The sequence below is a fragment of the Nocardioides pakistanensis genome (assembly GCF_054781215.1).
Window position 1 is genome coordinate 1 of the sequence record NZ_BAAGUV010000055.1, and the last position, 905, is coordinate 905.

Here is a 905-nt window from a genome sequence, read left to right on the forward strand (position 1 = left end):
TGGAGCCCTGGATGCTCGCGTGGCCGCGCAGCGCCATGATCCCGCCGCCCGGCCGCCCGATGTTGCCGAGCAGCAGTTGCAGGATCGCCGAGGTGCGGATGAACTGGGCGCCCATGGTGTGCTGGGTCCAGCCGACGGCATAGGCGAAGCAGGTCGTGCGATCGCGCCCCGAGTTCTCGGTGATCGTGCTCGCGAGATAGGCGAAATCCTCCTCGGAGATGCCGCAGACCTCGCGCACCATCTCGGGTGTGTAGCGCGAGTAGTGGCGCTTCAGGATCTGGAACACCGTGTGCGGATCTTCCAGCGTCTCGTCCGTGAGGTAGCGATCACCCGCCGCCGGTCCGCCGCTGCCGTACTGGTGGCCGGATCCCTGCATCTCCTGGAGCTCGTCGGCCCCCTCCGCCTCCTTCGCCTCGTCCCGCTTCTGCGCGCCGGTCTTCTTGTAGGCCCAGCTCGAGGGGTCGTACGTGCCGGTCTCGGCGTCGTACCCCGAGAACAGCCCGTCGAGATCCTCGGTGTCGCGGAACTCCTCGCTCACGATCGTCGCAGCGTTCGTGTAGGCGAGCACGTACTCCTTGAACCACAGGTCGTTCTCGATGACATGGTTGATGAGCGCGCCGAGCAGCACGATGTCGGAGCCGGCCCGGATCGGGACGTGCTTGTCGGCCACCGCAGAGGTGCGCGTGAAGCGAGGATCGACGTGGATGATCTTCGCGCCGCGCGCCTTCGCCTCCGAGACCCACTGGAACCCGACAGGGTGGCACTCGGCCATGTTGGATCCCTGGATCACGATGCAATCCGCATTGGCCATGTCCTGCAGCGGTTGAGTCGCGCCGCCTCGGCCGAACGAGGCTCCCAGACTGGGAACCGTGGCGGAGTGTCAGATGCGGGCCTGATTCTCGATC

Annotated in this window: 1 protein-coding gene; it reads right to left on the reverse strand. The window is 66.4% G+C overall.

All coding sequences use genetic code 11. From position 1 onward, the window contains the following. On the reverse strand, positions 1–905 hold a 905-nt coding region (locus ACYVIH_RS17495), incomplete at both ends, for a molybdopterin-dependent oxidoreductase (RefSeq protein WP_460870788.1).